10 protein-coding genes and 1 pseudogene are annotated in these 22,950 nt (G+C 39.9%); 9 read left to right on the top strand and 2 right to left on the bottom strand.

Going from position 1 to position 22,950, the window contains the following annotated elements:
* Positions 1–7: 7 nt before the first annotated feature.
* Both AC1F2U_RS21005 and AC1F2U_RS21000 read right to left on the bottom strand, forming a co-directional pair.
* On the bottom strand, positions 8–2,254 hold the full coding sequence (locus AC1F2U_RS21005; protein ID WP_480262845.1) for a caspase family protein: 2,247 nt from the start codon (positions 2,252–2,254) through the stop codon (positions 8–10).
* Positions 2,255–3,132: 878 nt separating this feature from the next.
* Positions 3,133–3,237 (bottom strand): annotated as a pseudogene (locus AC1F2U_RS21000) (IS5/IS1182 family transposase); the annotation flags it as partial.
* A gap of 63 nt (positions 3,238–3,300) precedes the next feature.
* On the opposite strand from AC1F2U_RS21000, the gene AC1F2U_RS20995 reads away from it, so the two are divergent.
* From AC1F2U_RS20995 to AC1F2U_RS20955, 9 genes are all read left to right on the top strand, one after another.
* Positions 3,301–4,506, top strand: coding sequence for a sigma-70 family RNA polymerase sigma factor (locus AC1F2U_RS20995; RefSeq protein ID WP_480262844.1), 1,206 nt, complete (start codon positions 3,301–3,303; stop codon positions 4,504–4,506).
* Positions 4,507–4,513: 7 nt separating this feature from the next.
* Positions 4,514–5,695, top strand: coding sequence for a DUF1822 family protein (locus AC1F2U_RS20990; RefSeq protein WP_480262843.1), 1,182 nt, complete (start codon positions 4,514–4,516; stop codon positions 5,693–5,695).
* Between the two features lie 600 nt (positions 5,696–6,295).
* Complete coding sequence (locus AC1F2U_RS20985; RefSeq protein WP_480262842.1) at positions 6,296–12,415, top strand: amino acid adenylation domain-containing protein; 6,120 nt, start codon at positions 6,296–6,298, stop codon at positions 12,413–12,415.
* A gap of 197 nt (positions 12,416–12,612) precedes the next feature.
* Positions 12,613–13,635: a TauD/TfdA family dioxygenase gene (locus tag AC1F2U_RS20980; RefSeq protein ID WP_480262841.1), complete on the top strand. Its 1,023-nt coding sequence runs from the start codon at positions 12,613–12,615 to the stop codon at positions 13,633–13,635.
* A 251-nt stretch (positions 13,636–13,886) separates the two neighbouring features.
* The gene (locus tag AC1F2U_RS20975) at positions 13,887–17,915 is read left to right on the top strand and encodes a non-ribosomal peptide synthetase (RefSeq protein ID WP_480262840.1); all 4,029 of its coding nucleotides are present in this window, start codon (positions 13,887–13,889) and stop codon (positions 17,913–17,915) included.
* 11 nt (positions 17,916–17,926) lie between these two features.
* A complete protein-coding gene (locus tag AC1F2U_RS20970) occupies positions 17,927–19,243 on the top strand; it encodes an MFS transporter (RefSeq protein WP_480262839.1) in 1,317 nt (438 codons plus the stop codon).
* 339 nt (positions 19,244–19,582) lie between these two features.
* The gene (locus AC1F2U_RS20965) at positions 19,583–20,809 is read left to right on the top strand and encodes an ABC exporter membrane fusion protein (protein WP_480262838.1); all 1,227 of its coding nucleotides are present in this window, start codon (positions 19,583–19,585) and stop codon (positions 20,807–20,809) included.
* Positions 20,810–20,836: 27 nt separating this feature from the next.
* Complete coding sequence (gene devC / locus AC1F2U_RS20960; RefSeq protein ID WP_480262837.1) at positions 20,837–21,994, top strand: ABC transporter permease DevC; 1,158 nt, start codon at positions 20,837–20,839, stop codon at positions 21,992–21,994.
* Between the two features lie 84 nt (positions 21,995–22,078).
* Positions 22,079–22,774: a DevA family ABC transporter ATP-binding protein gene (locus AC1F2U_RS20955; protein WP_480262836.1), complete on the top strand. Its 696-nt coding sequence runs from the start codon at positions 22,079–22,081 to the stop codon at positions 22,772–22,774.
* Positions 22,775–22,950: the final 176 nt, after the last annotated feature.

Genomic DNA, 22,950 nt, shown 5'->3' with positions numbered 1-22,950 from the left:
CACTAACTTATTTTAATTTACCAAGTATCCTATATTCAAACTCTAAAGCCTTCTGCTTATTAGAGATTTTTGCTGCCAATTTGCTTACAAATTCTAGTAAGGAAATTTGCGGTTCAGATTTCAAAATCTCTTGAGTTAAAAAATTAGCAATTGGTCCAACTACATAGGCTAACTCGCGCTCGCATTTACTGATAAATTTGGGATCAATGCCTGAAGAATTATCTGACGTGGTTTTAGATGCAACAGTAGATTGTTCTAAAATAGCTATTGCTTGCTGCTCAAAACTTTGTTGCTGTTCTGGTAACAAGTAAAAGGTTAATTTTTCTACTAATTCTTTAGAGTTAGTTCCCTTTTTTAAAGCTTTTTTTAAAATGATAAGCGCAATCGGTCCTAATGATAGCTTCAGCAAGTGTTCTAATTTAGAATACTGTTCTGAGTCTAGCTTGAAATTTAATTGAGGTTGTGTTTTTTCTAAATAATCAGCAGCAATAGGAGCAGCAACAGAAACGGGCTGATTTGGAAATCGCTGGGATGAAGGCTGGGAAGCAAATTCTAGTTTGGGTAATTTATTAACGTCTTTGGGGAGTAAATTTTCCTGATTTCCTTGTTTGTTTTCCTCGTTTAATGGTACTTCCTTTGCCTGTAAATCTTGAAAAACTATGCCAATATTACCCGGTAAAATATCAATGACTGTTTGTGTAGCTGATAGCCAGACATCAAATTTGATACATTTTGCTGATAAATGCGTTTGTAATTGAGTAATCCATTTGGCAATTGACAACCCAACTTGCGGATTAGCTGCAATAAGTGTTTCTAGAAGTGTTTGAGAAAATAGTTCTGGCTCCTCTGCTGTGGAAGCACCGACAATTATACATTGTCCATGTTCCGTGCCGCTATGCAAATCTTCTATCCAGTTGTTTAGGGAAGTAGCCTCAGGACAATCCAGAATAATTATTTGTTGAGACTTTGCAGCGCGTCGTAACTCGTGTCTTAGCCAAGAACGACTTAGACGCATTCCATCGCCTAAAACTAACCAGGCTTCTCCATCTTCAATTTCCTCGATGTGCCCCCGTAAGTATAATAAGGAGGTTAGTGTCTTTTTGATTGTTCCTAACTGCGAAACGGATTTAGTTGCTGATTCACTACTCCAATGTAGAAAGTTTTGGATTGTTCCTCGTATTTCTGACCAAGATTTACCTTGTTGAGGAAAGAATTCTACCTCAAAGCCGCCAGCCCCAGCAAATAGCCGACTCAAGTCTGTTGTAGTTTTCTTATTTGCAAGTCCATCGATTACCAGCGCCCGTCGCTGTTTGTGAGATTCAACCGCATCAGGTTTGAATCCAAGAATTAATTCTCCTACTCCTTCCACAATTCGTTTGGGTGTTTGCAGGGGATATTCTGGATGGAGTTTACTGTCCCCACGATCGAGCTTTTGCTGATTAATCAGACGCAGTTGCTGATTTAATTTATCAATATATTGCAGCGTCTGGCGATAAACATATTTGTAAAGACCGTCGGCTTCGATGACACCCTGTGAGTCAGCGGCTTCACCTAATAGCCCCTGCATTAAGTAGTAAGTAAATAAACCATGCCCTAGTTCTGGAAATTCCCAGGATTGTTGTCCTCGATCGCATGATAGTAAGGCGCAAAATCCTTTACTTTGTGATGCACGTTGTTGTAACACCTTCATGAAGGTTGGGGCACAATTAAATAAATTATCAGAGATGTTTCCGTCTCTAGCCTTACCAGCGTTTCCCCCTAATAACTTGAAGTCTCCACTATGACAGGTGTCTAAACAAACTATTTGCTGATTTGCCGCAGTACCCTCCAACATCTGTAATAATTCTTGCAAACCCAAGCCCGTAGTCAGCAAGTCATCTTTGCGGGTATCTGCTAAACAAAGTACAGCCTGCTGAGTATTAGGCTCTAACATGCCATGTCCAGAAAAATATAGCAGAAGCGAATCCTCGGATCGAGTTTGCAAAACAAATCGTCGCAGGCTGCAACGAATTGTTTCCAAGGTCGGCGGTTGTGCCGCCAAATCATTATGAATAATTACTTCTTTATTAGGAAATCCCTGTGTAGCTTTTATTAGTGCTTCTTTTAACCCTTGGCAATCCACAGCTGGGTAACGCAAAGAAGGTAAGCCCGAATCTTGGTAATCGTTAACACCTACTAATAAAATCCAGAGCTTGGCTTCTCCTGTTTTTAATGTATTATTTGAGTAACTAGAACCAACAGCTATTGGAGACATCTTTGCTAGTTTTATCCTAAAATTACTGTTTATAATTAACTTCTTTAAAGTTATACTAAACTCAAAATCTCCGAAAGGCGTTACTTGAAAAAACTACTTTGCCTTTCATTTTTTATAGCAAGAATTTTGTAGTCACTTATTGAAACCCACATGCTCCAGGTGCCATCGCCAAATCTTGTATTTTTGATGCATAACAGCCTCAGCATTAGATATCAGCATACTAGATATTGACCACTACGGCATAGCCACAGGCATATCTATGAATATCTTATGTGCCTAATAAATCAAGAATTAGGCACATTGATGGTATCTTGAACAACAGCAATCCAGTTACTGCTTAAGAGAATCTCCATCTAAAAGCCGCCGATTCCCAACTGAACGTCGCGATTCTATCTTAACGTGTACTCAGACAGATTGCCTTTAATCGGAATCTTGTCCAACTCGCTGGGTGCGAAAGCTCGAATAATCGCAAATTGGTTAGATGCAGTGTAGAAGACACTGGAGGAACTGCCAAGCACAAATATATCTCCACTACCTCCAAGGATAAGTTTATCCTCTCAGAGGATGCTTGAAAAGTTTTTTAGAGGTAAAATATTATGCTAATAGCCTCGTATAATGCGGATCATGGCAAGATAAATAAAAGTCTCGAATGTTTCGGGCAATAACTCGCGCGTCTCTGATTAATCGCTGATATCCCATCAGCCAACTAAAAGTTAAAGTTTGTTCTGACTTTTCACGGTAAGTCTTCAAGCCCCGAAAAAGCGTGGCTTTTTCCACAGTATAATTATCAATAGCTCTAAGCTAATGATAATGGTTAACAGAAAAATCAGGGTTTGGAAACCCTCAAAATGACCTTTTCCACATACCGTGAAAAGTCAGAAAGTTTTTTCGACTACCCAACGTTTTTCAAGCAAAACAAAGCCTTTGGCTTCTTCCGATCGCAGAACCACCTGCACAATCCAACGGCAAAAGTTCATCACCCATTACATAAACCAGGACTTTTTAGTTGATAACTTAAGACTTATGCAAGAATGAGTAGTTATTTTATGCGTACTCGTAAAAGTATCAATGAATTATTTACAACTTTTTTACAATTAGATGCTGACAGAATAATTGGTTGGGCAATCGATCCTAAACTACGGCGAAATCTACTTAATTGTCAGGCAAGTCTATCGCAGCCAGAAGATTCAGAGAATTTTTGGATATTTTATTGGTATAAATTGTGGCAAATTCAACCAGAAGGTCTGGCAAGAGAACATTTTTCGGCTTATTTACAAGAACCGTGTTATTGGGCGGCTTACAAAATAATTACTAATCTTTCTGCTACTCAATACACAGTATCTGACTGCTTTCAAATGGTCATAACTAGTGTAGATAAAATTTTAAAAGGATTTAAACCCAACATGGGTTTTAATTTGAATAATTATGCGAGTGCAATTTTCAGTAACGAGATTAAGGAAATACTGCGATCGCACAATGAAATTGATATTAGTACTAACTGGCGATTGTTACGGAAACTGACTCAAAAGCGTTTGGTGGAGTCTTTACAAAATGTTGGCCTCAGTGGAGAGACAATACAACGCTACGTATTAGCTTGGAAATGCTACCAAGCATTATATGCTCCACAGCACCCTACAGGTACTCGCCAACTGTCAAAGCCAGATGACTCTACATGGATTGCGATCGCCCAGCTTTACAATTCGGAACACCACACCCAACTTTCCCAACCAGGGATGGAGTGCAACCCGCAAACGATGGAAAAATGGCTGGTTGCTTGTGCCAAAGCAGTACGAGAATATTTTTACCCCAGTATGGCTTCTCTGAATGCGCCCAGAGGGAATGACGATTCTGGAGAGTATCAAGATATATTACCGCAACTGAAGCAGGACTCCTTAATGACGGAAATCATTGCTCAAGAAGAATTGCTTGAGAGACAGTCAATGCAATCTCAAATCAGCAATGTGTTAATTGCAGCGTTGAACAACCTGGATGAGGAAGCACAAAAGATAATAAAACTTTACTATAGCCAGAATTTGACTCAACAGCAGATTGCCCAACAGATGGGAATTAAGCAATATACCATTTCTCGTAAACTCGCCAAAGCAAAAGACTCGTTACTACTCAAGCTGGCAAACTGGAGTAAAGAGTCACTGCATATTTCTCTAAACTCACTCATACTTAACTATATCAACACCGTTTTAGAGGAATGGTTAAAAGCTTACTATAGTCTTTCCTCCTCTAAGTTGGAGTAGTATCAACATGATGTTTAATCCAGGCACAGTCAATTTAATAAACTCTACACATTTGTGGTTAGAAATTCCGGAAGCCGAGCAAACCAAACTTTGGCAGCAAAGTCAAGCATTTTCGACGAGTAATCGCCGTTGGATCGCATATCTCAACCGCTTGAGCTTGAATGCTTTTCTGCCTTGGCTACGATCGGAACATACTCCCAATGCTGCTGTTTTTCCTAATATTGCTGCTTTGCCCAGCGTTTGGGAAGTAGTCGATGGCGTAGCGATTTCCCTGGAAGAAAAACGGTTGGTATTAATTCCATCTGAAGCAGCAGATTTAAGCGAACTGCGCGTTCCTCAGGAGTGGGTGGATATTCCTACCTGGACAGCAGATTATTATCTAGCGGTACAAGTTAATTTGGAAGAGAGTTGTATACGGTTTTGGGGATACACGACCCATACTCTACTGAAAAGTATGGGTCGTTACGATGCGAGCGATCGCGCTTATTGTTTGGATGGAGAGGATTTAATTTCTAACCTCAATATCTTGTGGATGGCAAGTCAATTATGTCCAGAAGAAGCGACCCATGCTGAAGAAACTGTACCACTGCCAGAATTAGCGATCGCGCAAGCACACAACTTACTTCAACGTCTAGGAAATCCGGAAGTGATTTTACCACGGCTAGCAGTACCATTTTCAATTTGGGGAGCGCTCCTAGAACATGGAGGTTGGAGACAGCGATTGTATGAACAACGCCAAGGACAACAACAACAGTGGTCGATTAATCAATGGTTGCAAACTGGGGTGTCAGATTTTGCACAGAAATTTGGCTGGGCGAGTATCGAGCCACAGTCAAATTTTGGATTAGCTAGGAGTTCACAGCAAGCATCAACATTGCCAATTTTAGTGCGGAAAGTCACCATTGCCGGACAACAATACAAGTTGCGCGTACAGCCTAAAACTAATATTGAAGATAGAGTATGGCGCATTGAACTGCATAATGCAAGCAAAGGCGAGATGATTCCCAGTGGATTTAAATTGAGACTTTTGACAGAAGATTTACAACCATTTGATGGAAACCAAGTACAAGCAAAAACTGCTGTAGATAGGCTTTACATTGAAGTAGCTCTGGGCGATCTCCAAGAAGGATTGGTTTGGGAGATAGAACCGACCCCAGACAATTTTGAACGCGAAATCTTACTTTTTTAAATTCAGTAGACCGAGAACTTTTGCGATGCCTGCGGCGGGTGTAGCCATCGCTAAAAAATAGTAGTGTACGATAGACCGCCAGATAAGATTTCCTAGTTATTTAGAGAATTGCTACTACTGTTTTACAGAGACTCCCACAGAAGGTTGCGTTGAGTACCTAGAGGGTGATGTACCACTTGTGAGAGGTAAGAGTGATTGCACATTTGTCAAGAGGGTGCAGAAAAAAGGTAATCGACCACGGGGGCGATCGCAGAAGGCTGGCTCAACTTTTAAAATCTCTGCACCATCCAATGAAAGTGGCGGTAAAGTCCGCCTAGTTTATTAGATGTAGGGATTTTGCTAGGAATTACCATTGACTTTTCAAAAAAGCAGCGAGGGTTCAGTTTTTCTGCCAGACATCTCCTCAAAGCCGCTTTACAACTAGCATACGAGCTTAACTTATCGTGCATACGCCCAAAATCAGCAATGCCAAAACAAGATATGTCGAGAAGTGACTGCATAAATTTATTGAGCTTGCCCTATAGAAATTTTGACCGATACTAGCCACTTACGTTGTGTAACTTTACTAAAGTTACCTTTTTAAATACAAGCAATAAATTTATGAGTGACTTACTAAAGCGTTTAGAACATCTATCGCCTCAAAAACGCGAACTTGTTCTGCAAAAATTGTTGGCACAGCAATCTTCTACAATCAACAATAAACCTAAAGTTCCACGAATTGAATCTGTTAGCACTGATAAATTAATACCTTTATCTTTTCCTCAACAAAGACTTTGGTTTCTCGACCAAATGGAGGGTAATAGCGCTGCATATAATATGGCTGCTGCGGTAGAAATTACTGGGAATTTGCAAGTATATATCCTCGAACAACTCATCGCAGAAATCATTCAACGTCATGCAATACTTCGCACTAACTTTAAAACAATTGATGGAAATGCTGTCCAGATAATTACACCTTGTTTAACAATAGCTGTTCCAGTAATTGACTTACAAACATTGCCAGCAGAAGAACAGTTTGTCGAGGTAGAACGTTTGGCAATTGAGGAGCAACTACAACCTTTTGACCTGACAAAAGATTGTTTGTTGCGAGTGACATTACTACATTTGGCATCAGAGTCTTATGTATTGCTAGTAACGATGCACCATATTGTTTCTGATGGCTGGTCGATGGGGGTATTTATTCAAGAGTTTTCCAGTTTATACGCAGCTTTTTATCAAAATCAACCTTCTCCACTACCAGAATTAGCCATCCAATATGCTGATTTTGCTCATTGGCAAAGGCAATGGTTGCAAGGTGAGGTATTAGAAAATCAACTCAACTACTGGCGGCAGGAGTTAGCTGGTATCCCACCAATATTAGAATTACCTACAGACCGTCCGCGTCCTCCAGTTCAAACCTTTCAAGGTCAAACTTTACATTTTGAACTCAACCAAAATCTCACAAAACAATTAAATATCCTGTGTCAAAAGTCAGGGACAACTATGTTTATGACCCTGATGGCAGCTTTTGTAACTTTACTGTTCCGCTATAGTAACCAGTCAGATATTGTTATCGGTTCCCCGATTGCTAACCGCGATCGCCAGGAAACACACTCACTAATTGGTTTATTTGTCAATACCTTAGTGCTGCGGACTAATTTAGAAGGAAATCCGAGTTTTGCAGAATTGCTGCAAAGGGTGCGACAAGTTGCTTTAGATGCCTATGCTCATCAAGATATGCCTTTAGAGAGATTAGTTGAAGCTTTGCAACCAGAGCGATCGCTTTCTCACACGCCTTTGTTCCAAGTAGCATTTGCCATGCAGAATGCACCGATGGGTAAATTAGAATTACCCAACTTGAGCTTAAATCTCTTAAAAATCGAAAATCGCACAGCGAAATTCGATCTCACCTTATCAATGCAAGAAACCGAGTCAGGACTTTTAGGAGAATGGGAATTCAATAGCGATTTATTTGATGCTACGACTATTAGCCGTATGGCAGGGCATTTTCAGACTTTGCTGGAAAATGTTGTGACTAACCCTCAGCAAAAAATTGCGGAATTATCACTACTCAGTGCTAGGGAGCAGCACCAGTTACTTGTAGAGTGGAACGATACCCAAACTGATTATCCCCAAGGTAAATGCATTCATCAGTTGTTTGAAGGGTGGGTAGAACAAACACCAGATGCAGTGGCGGTAGTCTTTGAGAATCAGCAACTTACTTACCGAGAGTTAAACGATCGCGCCAACCAATTAGCACATCAGTTACAAATCTTGGGTGTAAAACCAGATGTACTGGTGGGTATCTGCGTTGAGCGTTCTGTAGAAATGATAGTTGGGTTATTGGGGATTCTCAAAGCAGGTGGTGCTTATGTACCTTTAGATCCTAATTATCCGAGCGATCGCTTGGCTTTTATGCTCGGTGATGCTCAATTACCAGTGCTATTGACACAACAGCGATTGGTTGAGAAGTTACCACAGCATCAAGCAGTAACAATTTGCCTGGATGCAGACTGGAACGAAATTGCTAAGAATAGTAGCTCTAATCCTGTTGGTGCAGTTACCACTTCCAATTTAGCGTATGTAATTTATACCTCTGGGTCAACGGGTAAACCAAAAGGCGTGATGGTGGCACATACTGGGTTATGTAACTTAGCCAAAGCGCAGATTCAGACTTTTGACGTGCAAATATCGAGCGGGATTCTTCAGTTTGCCTCTTTCAGCTTTGATGCTTCCATTTCGGAAGTCATTATGACTCTGGGCGCAGGAGCTAGACTTTATCTGGGAACAAAAGAATCTTTATTGCCTGGTGCATCATTAATTCAACTATTGCAAAACTACGGTATTACCCACATCACTCTACCACCATCGGCTTTAGCGGTCTTACCTGCTGACGAACTACCAGCGTTGCAAACTATCATTGTAGCAGGAGAAGCTTGTCCTCCCGACTTGGTGGCACGTTGGTCTTGTGGTCGGCGTTTCTTCAATGCCTACGGCCCAACTGAAGCTAGCGTCTGCGCCACGATCGCAGAATGCAGCAGCAACAACACTAACAAACCCCCCATTGGTCGTCCAATTGCCAATACACAAATATATTTGCTTGATGGAGATTTGCAACCTGTACCCATTGGTGTTCCTGGGGAACTGCATATTGGTGGCATTGGATTAGCCAGAGGTTATCTCAACTGTCCTGAGTTGACACAACAAAAATTCATTCCTCACCCCTTTAGCAATGAACCAGGAGCGCGACTTTACAAAACCGGCGATCTCGCCCGCTACTTGAGCGATGGTAACATTGAGTACTTAGGACGTATCGACCATCAAGTTAAATTACGCGGCTTTCGCATTGAATTAGGAGAAATTGAAGCTTTACTCAGCCAACACCCAGGCGTAATTCAAAATACAATTATCGTCCGTGAAGATATCCCTGGTAGGCAGCGTTTAGTTGCTTACACAGTTCCTAATTCAGACCAAGTACCAACAATTAGTGACCTGCGACAATTCCTAAAGGAACGGCTACCTGAGTACATGGTACCATCGGCTTTTGTGATGTTAGATACTCTGCCTTTAACACCAAACGGCAAAGTAGACCGTCGGGCATTACCTGCACCAGAATCCCGTCCTGAGTTAGAAGTCAACTTTGTGGCTCCACGTACCCCACAAGAAGAAAAGTTAGCGGCAATATGGGCGGATGTGTTGAGATTGCAGCAAGTGGGGATTCACGATAACTTTTTTGAAATTGGTGGCGATTCTATCCTCAGCTTGCAAATTATTGCCAGAGCCAACCAAGCCGGAATTCAATTAAATATCAAGCAGTTATTTCAGCATCAGATAATAGCTGAGTTGGCTGCTATGGCAAACACAACACAGAGCATCAAAGCAGAACAAGGTTTAGTTACAGGTTCCTTACCATTAACACCTATTCAGCATTGGTTTTTTGCACAAAATCTACCTCAACCAGCCCATTTTAATCAGTCAGTGTTGTTGGAAGTACCAGCAGACCTGAAACCAGAAATATTAGAACAAGCCTTGCAGCAATTATTATTGCACCACGATGCTTTACGTTTGAGATTTATCCAAGAAGGGGAAAGCTGGTTACAAACTAATGCTGATGCTGATGGTACAGTAACTTTAACTTGTGTAGATTTATCAGCGATCGCCTCACAAGAAAAACAAGCAGCCCTAGAAACTACTGCTAACAGGCTACAGGCTAGCTTAAATCTGTCACAACAGTTAATGCAAGCTGCCCTGTTCAACTTTGGTGCCGAACAACCTGCTAGATTGCTCATAATTGTGCATCACTTAGCTGTGGATGGTGTTTCGTGGCGAATTTTGGTAGAAGACTTATTTAATGCTTATCAACAACTAAATCGGGGAGAAACAATTCAACATCCAGCCAAAACATCTTCCTTCAAGGAATGGTCGCATCACTTAGTTGAATATAGCAACTCAGAAGCACTCGCAGCCGAAATAGACTTTTGGTTGGCTCAGTCATCCGGCTCTACTTCTTTGCCTGTAGACTATAAAGCAGTTAATACTGTTGTTTCATCCGCACAAGTTTCGATATCTCTCGACGAAGAACAAACCCGTGCTTTGCTGCAAGAGGTTCCTGCTGTTTACAACACCCAAATTAACGATGTGTTGTTAACTGCTTTGGTACAAAGTTTTGCTCAATGGACTGGTGAATCTTCCCTACTCGTTGATGTTGAAGGTCACGGACGAGAAGAACTGTTTGCAGACATCGATTTGTCGCGCACTGTCGGGTGGTTTACTTGCCTTTTCCCCATTAAATTAGAATTGGCAGCGTACGCCGATGCTGGTAAAACTTTAAAATCAATTAAAGAACAACTACGCCCTTGCCAAAAACGGGGTATTAACTACGGGATTCTCCGCTATCTCAGCCCCAATTCAGCAATTCGCCATCAACTCGCAACTGTACCCCAAGCACAAGTTAGTTTTAACTACTTGGGACAATTTGACCAAGAATTATCGGAATCTGGCTCGTGGAAATTGACCCAAGAATCTGCTGGTGCAGAGCAAAGCAAATTAGGCGATCGCACTCACTTACTAGAAGTTAACGCCTTAGTAGCATCAGGTAAGCTGCAACTTAATTGGACTTATAGCCAAAACATTCACCAACAAGCCACTATTGAGGCTTTAGCTGCTGGTTTCATCAATACACTAATAGATATTATCAATCACTGTCAGTCTGCTAATGTTGGTGGTTATACACCTTCAGATTTTCCCGAAGCTGAGTTAACTCAGAAATATCTGGACAATTTGATTGCAGAAATGGCAATCCGTGACACAGCCAGCAAAAAGAAAAATATTGAGTCGATTTATCCCCTTTCCCCGATGCAGCAAGGTATTCTCTTTCATAGCCTGTATGACCCAGAGTCTGGAGTGTATTGCGAACAGTTAAGCTGCGCTCTCCACGGATATATTAATACAACAGCGTTTGCCCAAGCTTGGCAACGAGTAGTTGAGCGTCATCCGGCTTTGCGTACCTTCTTTGTCTGGGATAATCTTGACAAGCCACACCAAGTCGTTTGCAAAACTGTAAATCTACCTTTTGCTGCTGATGACTGGCGTTCTCTATCGCCTACCCAGCAACAAGAACAACTTACAGCTTTTCAGGAAGCAGATAGAAACAGGGGTTTTGAACTTAACCATGCTCCCTTGATGCGTTGTAGTCTCATCCAAACAGCAGATGATACTTACGAATTTGTCTGGACTTTCCATCATTTATTGATAGATGGATGGTCTTTACCTATTGTGGTTCAAGAAGCTTTTGCTTTCTATGAAGCTGCGAATCAGGGTAATGATTTATATTTAAAAACCCCCCGTCTCTTCCGAGATTATATAACTTGGTTGCAACAACAAGACCTTTCCCAAGCCAAAGAATTTTGGAAGCGATCGCTTCAAGGTTTTACAGCCCCAACTTTGCTAATTGCAGATAAGTCTGTTGTTCACAATTCCCAGCAAAAGCAAACTTATCACGAACAGCATATTCAATTACCACAAGCATTAACAACTACGCTGGAATCTCTAGCTAGACAACATCAACTGACTCTTAACACTGTAGTACAAGGAATTTGGGCACTGTTACTCAGCCATTACAGCACCCAAGAGGATGTAGTGTTTGGCACAACTGTATCCGGTCGGCCTCCATCTCTTGTAGGTGTAGAAACTATGGTAGGCATGTTTATCAATGCGTTACCAGTACGGGTACAAGTATTAGAAGATTCTCAAATCTTACCTTGGCTGAAAAATTTACACATACAGCAGGTAGAACGGGAGCAATACTCTTATACTCCCTTAGTGGAAATTCAACGGGTAAGTGAAATAGCTAGCGGCACACCAATGTTTGAGACTAACGTCGCATTTTATAATTACCCGGTAGATCCTACTTTGCAAAATTCCAGTAGCGGCTTAAAAATTGACAACATCAGTAATTATGAACGCACAAAATATCCTTTGATGTTAGTAATTATGCCTGGTGAAAATTTATCTGTGGGACTGAGCTATGAAGGCAACCGCTTTACTCACGATACTATTGCTAATATTCTAGACAATTTTGCAACTATTGCCAAAAAAATTACTGAACAGCCTGATGTACAGTTAAAAATATTAGCAGAAATACTTGTCCAAGCAGACAAACAAAAACAACTCATCAAAGACCAAAAACTGGCAGCAACAGCAATTAATAAGTTGAGCAAGTTCAAACGTAAATCAGCTTAATTTTCTGGCGTTGCTAATCAAGTGTGAATTTTACTCACGCAAAGACGAGACAGCGCCGTGGGCGGGCTTCGCGACTTGAGGCGACTGTCGTCGGCTTTGCTGACTTGAAGCGACTGCCGTCGCAGAGGCACAAAGAAGGGTGTAAAAAATCAATTTTGCAAGTATTGTTTGATTTTGAACTTTTATCCTTAATAAAAATGAACAATTTAGAACTAACAACAAACACCATCAAAAAACTACAAATCGGCAAACGCAAAGTAGTTGAAAAATTAGTCAACATAGAACCGCTCAACTCAGCTAATCCTCTACCGTTAATCATTTACCCTGCTGTAGATGGTGTCAATTTAATTAATTGGACGCAGCAAAACCGTGATTTTATTGAAATTAATTTACTTAAAAATGGTGGCATACTTTTCCGAAATTTCCATGTCAATACAGTCGAAGATTTCCAAAGGTTTGTGAAGGTAGCTTCAACCGGAGAACTCTTAGATTACACCTATCGTTCAACGCCACGCACAGAAGTAAGCGATAAAATCTACACTTCAACTGAATATCCCGCAGATGAAGCAATTCCACTACATAACGAAAATGCTTACTCTCCCATTTATCCCATGAAGATATGGTTTTTCTGCGTTAAAGCATCTGAAATTGGCGGAGAAACACCAATCGCTGATAGCCGTAAAATCTTTGAACGCCTCAATCCATCCATCAAAGAACGGTTTATCGAAAAGAAAGTCATGTATGTGCGAAATTATGGAGATTTAGATTTGCCTTGGCAAGAAGTTTTTCAAACCGCAAATAAATCTGAGGTAGAAAGTCATTGCCGCAAGTTGGGTATCTCTTTTGAATGGACAGGTAACAATACCCTCAGAACAAGCCAAGTTTGTCAAGCTGTTGCCAAACATCCTAAAACAGGTGAAATCGTGTGGTTTAACCAAGCTCATTTATTCCATATTTCCAGCTTGAAAGCAGAAGTACGCGAATCATTGTCTGCATTACTCAAAGAAGATGAATTTCCTCGCAATGCCTATTATGGTGATGGTTCTCCGATCGAAGTCTCTATTTTAGATGAAATCCGCGAAATATATCGCCAAGAAGCAGTTATTTATCCTTGGGAGAAAGGAGATGTGTTAATGCTGGACAATATGTTGGCAGCACATGGACGGATGCCATTCGTCGGCAAAAGAAAGATTGTAGTTGCGATGGCAGAACCTTGTTAAAGCAGTTTTATTTTGCTTTTTTTCAACGCAAAGGTACGCGGAGGTTAGCGCAAAGGTACGCAGAGGGTTTTTAATGTTATCCTCCCAAATGCTTATTAGGTAAGTATTTGGGAGTTTTTGTTTAAAATCTGGTAACTTACAGCATAAATTGATTTGGCTATCCCTATTAAAACATTGATGCAGGTGCGACTTCGTTCAATTTACATAACTTGTATCGCCAGTATTAATTAATTGCAAAGGATTTCAATTTTATGCACGTTGAAATGACCAATCTGATTCGCATTTCTCCTCAGCAAAAGCATTTATGGTTGCAACAAAAGGATAATTATCAAGCTTACTGTTCCCAAATTGCGATAAATATCGGAGGTAATCTTAACCCCGATATTCTTAAATTAGCTTTAGCAAATATCAGCGATCGCCACGAAATATTTCGCACTATTTTTCACTCCTTAACAAATATGAATATCCCGTTCCAATCAATTAGCGATCGCAGCACAATTTCACTTGGAGAATACGATTGGAGTAGTTTAACTTCTCAAGTACAAGAAACCAAAATTGATGCGCTTTTTCAAGATAAAAGCCTCCGAACTTTTGATTTTGAACAAGCCGCAAGTTTACATTTTATCTTAAGTAAATTAGCTCCAAACAAGCATCTACTGTTTATCAGTTTGCCTGCTTTATATGCAGATATAACAACACTCAATAATCTTATATGTGAAATCGGTCGTTCTTATACAGCTTGTTTACACAGCGAAGAACTGTCAGATGAAATGATGCAATATGCAGAGGTTTCTGAATGGCTAAATGAATTATTAGAGTCTGAGGAGACAGAGACAGCAAGAAATTATTGGGATCAACAAGATATTTCTTCTGTGTTAAATTTGCAAATTCCCTTTGAAAGTAAAAATGTCAATCAATCATCTGGAGAAATTGTATTTGCACCACAATCGCTCTTTTTGGAGATTAATCGAGATACGGTAGAAAAACTGGCAATATTGCAAGAAAATTATCATACTTCAACTGAAGTAATTTTATTAGCTTGCTGGCAAGTACTAATTTGGCGCTTAAGCGGTCAGTCTAATATTGTGATTGGGACTGCTGGCAATGGACGCGAATATGACGAATTAAAAGAAGTTTTAGGGCTTTTAACTAAATATTTGCCCACTCATTCACACTTAGAGGATGTTTTGAAATTCTCAGAACTTATGGAAAGAGTTTCTGAGTCTTTGCGTTTTGTCAAAAAATGGCAGGAGTATTTTGATTGGGAGCATTTGATTGCTGCAAATGAGAAGTTTGCTTCTCGTGCATTTTTCCCTTTCTGTTTTGATTTTACGAAACAGTCACAGAGCTATGTAAATGCTGATATTTCCTTTTCGGAATCTAAAAAATCCGCCAATGTAGAGAAATATCAAATTAAGCTTTCCAGTGGCTATAGTCAGAATAATCTATCTTTAAATTTTGATTACGATTCTAGTTTATTTTCAGAGGATAGTATCAAAATTATTGCCGGACAATATCTGACATTAATAGAGAGTGTCACTCATAACCCAGAAGCAGCAATCATTGATTTAAATATAATTGGTGAAAGCGATCGCCAAAAATTATTGATTGATTTTAACAATACAAAAACAGAATTTCCACAAGATAAATGCATCCATCAACTATTTGCAGAACAAGTAGAACGCACACCCAAGAACATCGCCATTGAATTTAATAACGAGTATCTCACTTATGCACAATTAAACGCTAAGTCCAACCAGCTAGCGCATCAACTACAAAAGTTGGGAGTAAAACCAGAAGTATTGGTAGGAATTTGTGTAGAACGTTCCTTAGATATGCTGATTGGTATCCTTGGTATCCTCAAAGCAGGTGGTGCATATATACCATTCGATCCCACATATCCCCAAGAACGCCTGGGATTTATGTTAGAAGATGCTCAAATTCCTATACTGTTAACTCAACAAAGACTTGTAGATAAGTTTGTTGAACATAACACCCGTTTAATTTGTCTCGATCGAGATTTGCCAGAAAATGCCACACTCAGCATTGAAAATCCTGTAAGCGAAGTCACGCCAGAAAATCTGGCTTATATAATTTATACCTCTGGTTCTACAGGAAAACCTAAAGGAACCATGATTCCCCACAGAGGTTTAGTTAATTACCTGAGTTGGTGTACAAATGCGTATAAACTTGCCCAAGGTTACGGCGCTCCAGTACAATCTTCCATAGGGTTTGACGCAACGATTACCAGCTTATTCTCACCGTTATTGGTCGGACAAAGGGTAGTACTGTTGCCTGAGAAGGAAGAAATTGAAGCATTGTCAGCACTTTTGCAGTCTGATAAAAACTATAGCTTGGTTAAAATTACTCCAGCTCACCTAGAAATGCTCAATCAGATGTTACCTAACCGCGAAGGTGTAACGAAAACGAGAGCATTAATCATCGGTGGCGAAGCATTATTGGGTAAAAGCTTGAAATTTTGGCGCGATAATGCTCCAAATATCAGAATAATTAACGAATACGGCCCAACCGAAACTGTTGTTGGTTGTTGTGTTTATGAAGTTAGCGAACAAACTTCTTTATCAGGTGCAATTTTAATAGGTCGTCCTATTGCGAATACTCAACTTTACTTGCTTGATGAAAATCAAAAACTTGTACCAATTGGTGTTCCCGGCGAACTATACATTGGTGGTGCAGGAGTAGCTAGGGGTTATCTCAATCGCCCAGAATTAACACAACAGCGATTTATTCCCAATCTTTTTAGCGATGAACCTAATTCTCGCCTATATAAAACAGGGGATTTAGCGCGATATTTACCTGATGGTAATATAGAGTACCTCGGACGCATTGACCATCAAGTTAAAATTCGCGGCTTCCGCATTGAACTAGAAGAAATTGAGTCTTTACTGGCTCAACACCCCTTAGTAAATTCTGTTACGGTTATTGCCAGGGAAGACCAACCTGGAAACAAACGTTTAGTAGGTTATATTGTTCCTCAAGAGCAAGCCCCAACAAGTAGCGAACTGCGCCAATTTTTACAGGAAAAGTTACCCGAATACATGATACCTTCTGCCTTTTTGATGTTAGAGGTAATACCTCTAACCGCTCATGGCAAGGTAGACCGACAAGTTTTACCGCAACCCGATACATCTCGTCTCAGTACACTCAAAACCGAATTTTTAGCACCACAAGATGATTTAGAACAGAAATTAGCTAATATTTGGGAAAATCTACTCAACGTCCATCCTGTGGGAGTAAAGGATAATTTCTTCGATCTGGGCGGTCACTCGCTGTTAGCTGTACGCTTAATGGCTCATCTTAACCAAGAGTTTGGTAAAAACTTGTCTTTAGCGACACTTTTCCAAAATCCTACAATTGAAAAACTGGCTAATATTCTTCGCCTAGAAACAGAAATATTATCTTGGTCTGCCTTGGTAGAAATTCAAAAAGGTAATTCCAAGTATCCTTTTTTCTGTTTACCTGGAGGTGGCGGCAATGTCCTCTATTTACATAATTTGGCTCGTTATTTAGGGGAAAACCAAACATTTTATGGATTGCAAGCACCTGGTTTAAATGGGGAATCAGAACCATTGACTTGTGTTGAGGATATGGCAGCTTATTATATCCAGGCAATAAAAACCGTTCAGCCTGAAGGGCCATATTTTCTTGGAGGTCACTCCTTTGGAGGTATTGTTGCCTATGAAATGGCTCAACAGTTAATCAAATCAGGAAATGAGGTTGCTCTGGTTGCGATTTTAGACGCTCCGGCCCCGGTTGCTAGCGACAAACCCTTATATATTGATGTCGATGATGCAACTAGACTGACCGAAACTGCTCGTCTCATCGAACGCTGGGCAGGCAAAAACCTAGATATATCCTATGAGATGCTCCAGCCGCTAGAACTCGACGAACAATTGGAATATCTCAAAGAGCGATTAATCACCATTGATTTACTGCCTACTGGTACTGATACAAAGCAAGTGCGTGGTTTGGTGCAAGTTTTCGAGGCAAATCTGCAAGCTAGTATCAAATATTTACCACAAGAAGCTTATCCCAATCGCCTGACTCTGTTGCGAGCTAGCGAAGTGAATGCGGAGGATGCTGCACTTTTAACTGATTTACGCGAAGATCCCGCTTGGGGATGGGGAGAGTTTTCCGCTCAAAACATCGATATTCACGTTGTTCCAGGCGACCATATTACGATGATGGCTCAACCTCATATTCTAACTGTTGCAGAACAGCTGGGAATCTGCATTGAGCAAGCAAATGTAGGTAAATGAGGAGTATTGAAATGACCCAACATCCAAAAAATACAGGAATGCAAATTTTTACCCTCATCTGGTTTGGACAGATGATTTCTCTCATCGGCTCTCAGTTAACTAACTTTGCCTTGGGTGTATGGGTATACCAGCGAACTGGTTCGGTAACACAGTTCGCCCTCATTTCACTATTTACCAGCTTGCCCATGATTCTGATTTCCCCTATAGCAGGAACGCTGGTAGACCGATTTCCCCGCCGTTGGATGATGGTATTTAGTGACTTAGGATCGGGCATCGCTACAGGGGTAATTGCGATTTTGTTAGCCGCAGGTGATTTAGCTATTTGGCACATATACGTGGGCGCTGCCATTAGTTCCTGCTTCAGCGCCTTTCAATGGCCAGCTTATACAGCTGCTACCACTCTCCTTGTCCCGCCACAAAAACTGGCACGCGCCAACGGTATGCTGCAAATCGGGGAAGCAGCTGGTCGGTTGGTTGCACCAATGTTAGGAGGTGTACTGCTGCTCTTTCTCGACATTGATGGCATTATCTTTATTGATTTTGCCACCTTTGTTTTTGCTCTGAGTACTCTGTTACTAGTTTCGTTTCCCAAACAGTACATTGATAGACATCGCGCCGAAAAAACTCCTTGGTTTGAGGAAACATCCTACGGCTTAGTATATTTAGTGAAAAGAAGAGGACTGTTTGCACTGCTACTTTTCTTTGCCGTTAACAATTTTCTTGTCGGAATTGTGCAGATGCTAATTACACCTCTAGTCTTGTCTTTTGCTTCAGCTACAGACTTAGGTACAATTATGACCGCTGGTGGTGTGGGAATGCTGGTCAGTAGCGTTCTCATCAGTACAGGAAAATCGTCGCAGCATTTAATTCTCAGTATATTTACTTTTATGCTGCTAGGTGGAATCTGCATTACCTGTGCAGGATTTTATCAATCTGTTTTAGTCTTAGCACTGATAGCTTTTCTATTTTTCTTTGGTCTACCAATTATTAACAGTTCAGCCCAAGTTATTTTCCAAAAGAAAGTACCCTCCAGTCTCCAAGGTCGAGTTTTTGCAACAATAGGAGCGATCGCTAACGCGTCACAGCCTTTTGCTTACACAGTTGCAGGGCCAATGGCAGATAAAATCTTCGAGCCATTAATGACTCCGAACGGACTTTTAGCAGGAAGTATAGGAAAAATTATTGGTGTCGGTCAAGGGCGTGGTATTGGTTTGATGTTTATTGTCATGGGAATACTAACTGTATTGGTAACAATTATTGCTTATCAGTATAAATCGTTGAGACTGGTAGAAAAGATTGTGCCCGATGCTATTAACCCAAGTTGCTAATTGTTCTTCCTTAAGTCATAAAATCCCCTCTAGATGAAAAATACGAGGGGTTTATGCCCAACGGAATAATGCCATCCATACTTAGCACTTAACCCTCTTGCTCCCCCTGCTCACCTTAAGAGATAACTTTCTTCACCGAACCGTATTCGGTGAGGACAGCCATACCACAAGATATTTTGGGATGTTTTTTGATTTTTCAGTGCCTAAGCGAGTGCATAAAATAATTGGCTTACCCCCTATCAAAATACAGAAGCGAGATGATTCGGAATTGAAGAATATTTACGAATTACAAATCTCAACATCTAAAATTGCACGAATATTAAATGAGGTTGACCTCCAATGGACATTTTTCGCAAACCAATAAACTTTGATACAAAATCTAAAAAGTGGAGGCTAGCTTTAATAGTTCCTGTAGGACTAGCGGCTGTTGGTGTACCAACCTATATTTTTTCCACTAGCTCAAATTTTAATTTGCAATCTACGAAGCAGAGTAATATTGCCCCAGTAGTTCCAGTTCAACAACCTGTAAATCCAACAGTCGCAGCTTTGGGACGTATCCAAACAAAGGATAAAATCATTAACTTATCTGGTCCATCAGCTTTGCAAACTGCTAGGTTAGATCGGGTTGTGGTAAAAGAAGGCGATAATGTTCGTCGCGGACAATTAATTGCTGTTCTTGATAATGTCAGTCAACTGCAAACAAGCCTAAATAAAGCACAAATAGGTGTTCGAGTTGCTCAAGCGCAACTGATGCAAGCTAAAGCGGGGACTACAAAACAAGGAGAAATTGCCGCTCAACAAGCACGCATTGCAGATTTAGAAGCGCAGTTTCAAGGAGATATTAACATTCAAAAAGCTAAGATTGCTGGATTGCAAGCGCAGTTGAGAAATGCCCAGACTGAATATACACGCTTTCAATCTTTATACGACCAAGGAGCCATATCTGCGGTCACTAAAGATACTAAAGTTTTAGCAGTAGAAACTTTGCAAGCACAACTCAAAGAAGCTAAAAGTTCTCTCAACCAGACTTTATCGTCGTTTCCCAATCAGATTAGACAAGCTAAAGCTAGCTTGGAAGAGTTAAAAGAAGTTCGTCCTGTAGATGTGCAGGTTGCTCAAAGCGAGTTGGAAAAAGCAAAAGCAGCTGTTCTGGAAGCCAAAGCTAACTTAGATTTAGCTTACGTGAAAACCCCGATGGATGGAAAAATTTTAAAAGTTAATACTTTTCCGGGAGAAACTATTAGTGAAAAAGGAATAGTCGATCTAGCTCAAACTCAAACTATGTATGTAGTTGCAGAAATTTACGAAACTGACATTAACAAAATTAAAGTAGGTCAAAAAGCTTTGATATCAAGTATTGCATTACCTAAAAAATTTTCTGGAACCGTTGAAACTATAGGTGTCCAAATAGGTAAGAGAAATGTTGTCAATAATGACCCAGCCATCAATATAGATTCAAGAGTTGCAGAAGTAAAAGTTCGCTTAAATCGCAATGATGTTGACGAAGCCGCTAAGTTTATTAATCTGCAAGTCAATGTCAAATTAGAAACTGATATCAATAGTTAAGTTAAATTAATAGATAAATACTAGAATATGAACGCTACAACACCAGTTGCTTGGTTACAATTAATTCATCGCAAATCCCGACTAGTAGTAACAATTACTGGCGTTACTTTTGCTGTGATGTTGATGTTTATTCAATTGGGTTTTCGAGACGGTCTTTTTGAAGATGCTGTTGTATTCCATAAAAAAATACAAGCAGATTTAGTAATGCTACATCGCGACACCGAGCGCTTTTTTGATATGAAAGTGTTTCCACGACGCTATTTGTATAACATCTCAGCGGTTGATGGCATCGCATCAGTCAATCCTTTTTATTTTTCCGTTATAAATTTTAAAAATCCTGAAACTTTTGTCAATAGACCAATCGCTATTGCTGGTTTTACACCCGATCAACCTGTTTTTAATTTGCCAGAAGTCAATCAACAGAAAGAACTGATAAAAGCTGCTAACACTATACTATTTGATAGACTTTCTCGACCTGAATTTGGCCCAATCGTTGCAGAATTAGAAAAGCATGGAGAAGTAACAACAGAAGTATCTAATCAACAAATAAAAGTGAAAGGATTATTTTCTCTAGGAGGTGGGGTGATGACAGCTGATGGTGTAATCATCACCAGTGATTTAAACTACTCTGAGATTTTAAACCACCCATTAGAAAAAGTTCAGATGGGAGTTATTCAAGTTAAACCTGGTGTTAACCCTAAAAGTATAATCAAAAAAATCTCAAAAGACTTACCTCAAGACGTGAAATTAATGACTCTAGAAGACTATATAAAACTAGAGAAAGACGTTTTAGCACAATCTACACCTATAGGATTTATTTTTAATATGGGTACTGTGATTGGCTGTGTCTTTGGTGGCATTATTGTTTATCAAATTCTATACACACAAATTTCTGATAGCTTATTTATTTATGCAACATTTAAAGCTATTGGATACGGCAATTCTTACTTGGTAAAGCTGGTTTTACAACAAGCAATTTTAATGTCATTGATTGGATATATCCCTGGATTTGCTGTTTGCATGTATCTCTATAACTTTGTTCAAGAGGCTACTCGTTTACCAATGATTATGACTATTACTAGGGGTGTAATAGTCATGTTGCTCACAATTATTATGTGTTCTCTTGCAGGAATGTTAGCGATGAATAAACTTCGTTCTGCTGACCCAGCCGAACTTTTTGGGTAAAGTCATACCATCATTAATAACCTTAGTATTTTCAGAATATTTACACCACAAATTTATCTATCTTTCAATTTTAAGGTAATCACTATGTCACAAGGTTCTATCATATCTGTTCAGCATCTCAACCACTACTTTGGCAAAGGCTCGTTACGAAAACAGGTTTTATTTGATGTTAGCTTGTCAATTCAATCTGGTGAAATTGTAATTTTGACTGGCCCTTCTGGCTCAGGTAAAACAACTTTATTAAGTCTAATGGCTGGTTTACGGAGTGTGCAAGAAGGTAGCGTGAAAGTTTTGGGAAGGGAAATATATCGAGCTAACAATCAAAAGCTATTACAACTACGCCGTCAAATTGGGTATATTTTCCAAAAACATAATTTAGTACCTTTTCTAACTGCTAGTCAAAATGTACAAATGACTATGGAATTAGCTCGAAATATGTCTCGTAAAGAAATGTGTAACCGAGCAGAAGCAATCTTGGAAATAGTAGGTTTGAATCACCGTATTCATTATTATCCTGAGCAACTTTCAGAAGGACAAAAACAACGTGTGGCGTTTGCACGAGCGCTAGTTACTCAACCTAAATTAATTCTTGCTGACGAACCAACAGCATCGCTAGATAAAAACAGTACTCATACAGTCGTTGAAATTTTAAAAGAATGCGCCAGATATCAAGGTTGTTCCATTCTTTTAATTACTCATGATAATCGCATCCTTGATATGGCTGACCGCATCATTCACATGGAAGATGGCCAATTAAAAAATGATGTATGCGCTGCTTAATAAGTAGAAGTTGTACTTACACCAAAGTTACCTTATTTCCCTCAATCTAAACTAACATTCACTTTGATTATAGGAGATATCTCATGATAACTACAGCAAAAAGTTCTATCACAAGAATTTGTAATCCTAGCAAGCAAGAATTCTTAAATCTGTGGAAATAAGGGCAAGCATTTATT

It is taken from the genome of Nostoc sp. LEGE 12454 (assembly GCF_056620565.1).
The sequence above is the reverse complement of the archived record's forward strand: the minus strand, read 5'-3'. Positions and strand labels throughout refer to the sequence as shown.